Raw genomic sequence first — 3,520 nt, forward strand, 5'->3', positions numbered from 1 at the left:
AAGGAACTCGCCGACACGCTCGACAACCTTTTCGCGCGGCTTGAGGCCTCGTTCGACGCCCAGCGGCGGTTCGCCGCCAACGCCTCGCACGAGCTGCGCACGCCGCTGACCAGGGAACGCGCCCTGCTCCAGGTCACCCTCGCCGACCCGGCCAGCACCGCCGGCACCTGGCGGGCGGTCAGCCGGGAGCTGCTCGCCTCCAACGCCGAGCAGGAGCGCCTCATCGAGGCGCTGCTCACCCTGGCCAACGGCGAAGCCGGCGCCGGCCAGCGCGAGCCCCTCGACCTGGCTGTCATCGCCACCGAAGCCCTGGCCGTCCCCCGCCCCGCGATCGGCCGCCTCGGCCTGCACGTCAGCACCGACATCCAGCCCGCCATCCTCGACGGTGACCCGCTGCTGGTCCAGCAGCTGGTGACCAACCTGATCGACAACGCCGTCAGGCACAACATCCCGGGCGGGGACATCCAGGTCGCCACCGCGACCAGCATCGGTCGCGCCGTCCTCTCGCTGACGAACTCGGGGCAGGTCATCCCGCCGGCCGAGGTCGACCACCTGTTCCAGCCCTTCGCGCGGCTCGGTCCGCGCCCGGTCCGCCGCGACGGCGGCCACGGCCTCGGGCTGTCCATCGTCCGCGCCATCGCCACCGCCCACGGCGCCACGATCGCGGCACGCGCCGTGCCCGAAGGCGGCCTCGCCGTCGACGTCACCTTCCTCCCCCAGCCAACCGCTTCCCGCACCGCCGTTGGCAGCCAGCCAGGCGCCCGCGGCAACGGCGCGGGCGCAGTACTGCCCTCATCGCTGTGAGCCGGGTCAGCGGCCCGTCATTACCCCTTCAGCAGCTGCCGGGCCATCACCATGCGCTGGATCTGGTTGGTCCCCTCGTATATCTGGGTGATCTTCGCGTCGCGCATCATCCGCTCGACCGGGTAGTCGCTGACGTAGCCGTAGCCGCCGAGCAGCTGCACGGCGTCCGTCGTCACCGCCATCGCCACGTCCGAGGCCAGGCACTTGCAGGCCGAGGAGAAGAACGTCAGGTCGGGCACCCGCTCCCCCGCCATCGCCCGCTCCGACCGGGCCGCCGCCGCGTAGGTGAGCTGCCTGGCGCCCTCGAGCTTCATCGCCATGTCGGCGAGCATGAACTGCACGCCCTGGAAGTCGGCCACGGCGCGGCCGAACTGCCTGCGTTCCCTGACGTAGCCGAGCGCGTAGTCGAGCGCGCCCTGCGCGATCCCCAGCGCCTGCGCGGCGATCGTGATCCTGGTGTGGTCCAGCGTCCGCAGCGCGATCTTGAACCCCTCCCCTTCGGCGCCGATCAGCCGGCCCGCGGGGATCTCGCAGTTGTCGAAGTACAGCTCCCTGGTGGGCGAGCCCTTGATGCCCAGCTTGTGCTCTGGCGCGCCGAAGCTGAACCCGGCGTCACCGTCCTCGACCACGAAAGCGGAGATGCCGTTCGGGCCGGCGGCAGGGTCGGTCACCGCCATCACGGTGTAGAACTTCGAGATCCCGGCGTTGGTGATCCACCGCTTCACCCCGTTGAGCACGTAGCCCGTCCCTGTGCGCGCCGCCCGCGTGCGCATCGCCGCGGCGTCCGAGCCCGCCTCCGGTTCGGACAGCGCGTAGGAGAACATCGCCTCGCCGCGCGCCACCGGCGGCAGGTAGCGCCGCTTCACCTCGTCAGAGGCGCCGAGCAGCAGCGGCATCGTGCCGAGCTTGTTCACCGCCGGGATCAGGGAGGACGTGGCGCACGCCCGCGCGACCTCCTCGATGACGAGCACGCTGGCGAGGGCGTCGCCGCCGGCGCCGCCGTAGTCTTCTGGGATGTGCGGGGCGTGGAAGTCGGCCTTGACCAGCGCCTCGTACACGTCCCAGGGGAACTCCGCGGTCCTGTCGATCTCCGCGGCCCGCGGCGCGATCTTGTCATCGGCCAGCGCGCGGACCGCCTCGCGGAGCGCCTCGTGCTCTTCGGACAGCGCGAACGTGCTCATTACCCGATGGTAACTCGGGTCAGGCGGCCTTCTCCTGGCCGTCTTGCGGGCCGGTGTGCGCCGGCATCGATGCGGCGTGCGCGGCCCGGCGCGGTGACTTCGCGGCGGCACGCGGCACGGTGCCGCGCGGCGCGGCGTGCTTGCCGCTGCTGCGGTACAGCCCGAAGACGCGGAACGGACGGCTCTTGGCAACCGAGAGCGCCATGCTATCCCCCTTGACCCAAGCGCGCAGTGCGACCGGTCCTCCCCTCCGGTCACGTGCAGCCAGTCCCGTTCCGGTTGCCTGCGCCGATCCGAAGATGCCCAACGATGTCAGGCGCAAAACGCCGGGACGGCACCGTGCCCGAACCGATATCGGGCTGGCGACGGGGAGTGTGGGATGTGGCTAGCCGCGAGGGAGAACTGGGCGCTGGGGAGACGGACGGGATCGTTCGGAATAGGGAACTACAGCGTGGAGCGCAGTGCCGCGCCCTTTGCACGGGCCTGCTCCGTGAGACGGGCCTGGAAATCCGTCATCTTGGCCCGCAGTGCCGGGTCCGCCGCCCCCAGGATGCGCACCGCGAGCAGCCCCGCGTTGCGCGCGCCGCCCACCGCCACGGTCGCCACGGGGACGCCGGCCGGCATCTGCACGATCGACAGCAGCGAGTCCAGCCCGTCCAGGTACTTCAGCGGCACGGGGACGCCGATCACCGGCAGCGGCGTCACCGACGCCAACATGCCCGGCAGGTGCGCGGCGCCGCCGGCGCCGGCGATGATGACCCGCAGGCCACGCTGCGCCGCCTGCTCGCCGTAGGCGAGCATCTCCCTCGGCATGCGGTGCGCCGACACCACGTCCGCCTCGTAGGACACGCCGAACTCATCGAGGGCCTCGGCCGCCGCGCTCATCACCGGCCAGTCCGAGTCGCTGCCCATGACGACGCCGACCAGCGGCGTTTCGGTCTGCACGGCCCCTAGCGTAACCGTCTCCGCGGTCTCGCTACGGCCGGCCATCGACCGTGACCTGGCGCACGGACACCTGGTAGGTTCCCGCGGCGTCCGGCGGCAGCCTGGTGAACCAGAGCAGGACATACCGTGCGCTCACCGCCTTGGTGAGCCGCAGGGTGAGCACGTCCCCGGTGGCCGTGGCGGCCTTGACCACGCGAAGGCCGGGGAGTTCAGGCACGGTGCCGAGCCGCAGTTCCAGGCTGGCGCCCGGCAGCCCGCCCAGCGTGAGCCGGACGGACGTGATCGTGACGGTCCGGCCCATGTCGAGCAGCAGGCCCGTGCCGGTCTTCAGGCCGCCGAAGCTCGCGGTCGTGTACCAGTCGGTGAGCCAGCCGCCGGAGGAGCCGGTGAGAACGCGGTCCGCGTTCTGCGGGTTGTCGCCGTCGGCGGAACCTGCCGGGCCGAACGCGACCGCGCTGACCGGCATCAGCAGCTGCGCCGCGGTGGCTTGCGGGCGAGCCGGCGACGTCGCGGGGGTGGGGGCCGGCAGTGTCGCGGTCGCGCGGGCGGTTGCTCCGGCGCCCGAAGCCGTCGCCCGGGCCGCGGCCTGC

At 72.2% G+C, this 3,520-nt stretch carries 4 protein-coding genes and 1 pseudogene; 1 reads left to right on the forward strand and 4 read right to left on the reverse strand.

Annotated elements, in window-relative coordinates; all coding sequences use genetic code 11:
* Window positions 1–804: HAMP domain-containing sensor histidine kinase (locus tag Q1N79_RS20070; protein WP_300611147.1), on the forward strand; the 804-nt coding region annotated here is incomplete at its 5' end.
* 20 nt (window positions 805–824) lie between these two features.
* On the opposite strand, the gene Q1N79_RS20075 is transcribed toward Q1N79_RS20070, so the two are convergent.
* From Q1N79_RS20075 to Q1N79_RS20090, 4 genes and pseudogenes are all read right to left on the reverse strand, one after another.
* The gene (locus Q1N79_RS20075) at window positions 825–1,985 is read right to left on the reverse strand and encodes an acyl-CoA dehydrogenase family protein (RefSeq protein ID WP_300611149.1); all 1,161 of its coding nucleotides are present in this window, start codon (window positions 1,983–1,985) and stop codon (window positions 825–827) included.
* A 19-nt stretch (window positions 1,986–2,004) separates the two neighbouring features.
* On the reverse strand, window positions 2,005–2,190 hold the full coding sequence (locus Q1N79_RS20080; protein WP_300611151.1) for a hypothetical protein: 186 nt from the start codon (window positions 2,188–2,190) through the stop codon (window positions 2,005–2,007).
* A 239-nt stretch (window positions 2,191–2,429) separates the two neighbouring features.
* A complete protein-coding gene (gene purE, locus Q1N79_RS20085; protein WP_300611153.1) occupies window positions 2,430–2,897 on the reverse strand; it encodes a 5-(carboxyamino)imidazole ribonucleotide mutase in 468 nt (155 codons plus the stop codon).
* A gap of 64 nt (window positions 2,898–2,961) precedes the next feature.
* Window positions 2,962–3,520: pseudogene (locus Q1N79_RS20090) on the reverse strand (hypothetical protein); the annotation flags it as partial.

It is taken from the genome of Trebonia sp. (genome assembly GCF_030042015.1).
Lineage (GTDB): Bacteria > Actinomycetota > Actinomycetes > Streptosporangiales > Streptosporangiaceae > Trebonia.

Excerpts from the sequence above, each read along its gene's own strand:
- Q1N79_RS20075 (WP_300611149.1), bottom strand. The coding sequence starts at position 1,985 with ATGAGCACGTTCGCGCTGTCCGAAGAGCACGAGGCGCTCCGCGAGGCG.
- Q1N79_RS20080 (WP_300611151.1), bottom strand. The coding sequence starts at position 2,190 with ATGGCGCTCTCGGTTGCCAAGAGCCGTCCGTTCCGCGTCTTCGGGCTG.
- purE (WP_300611153.1), bottom strand. The coding sequence starts at position 2,897 with ATGGGCAGCGACTCGGACTGGCCGGTGATGAGCGCGGCGGCCGAGGCC.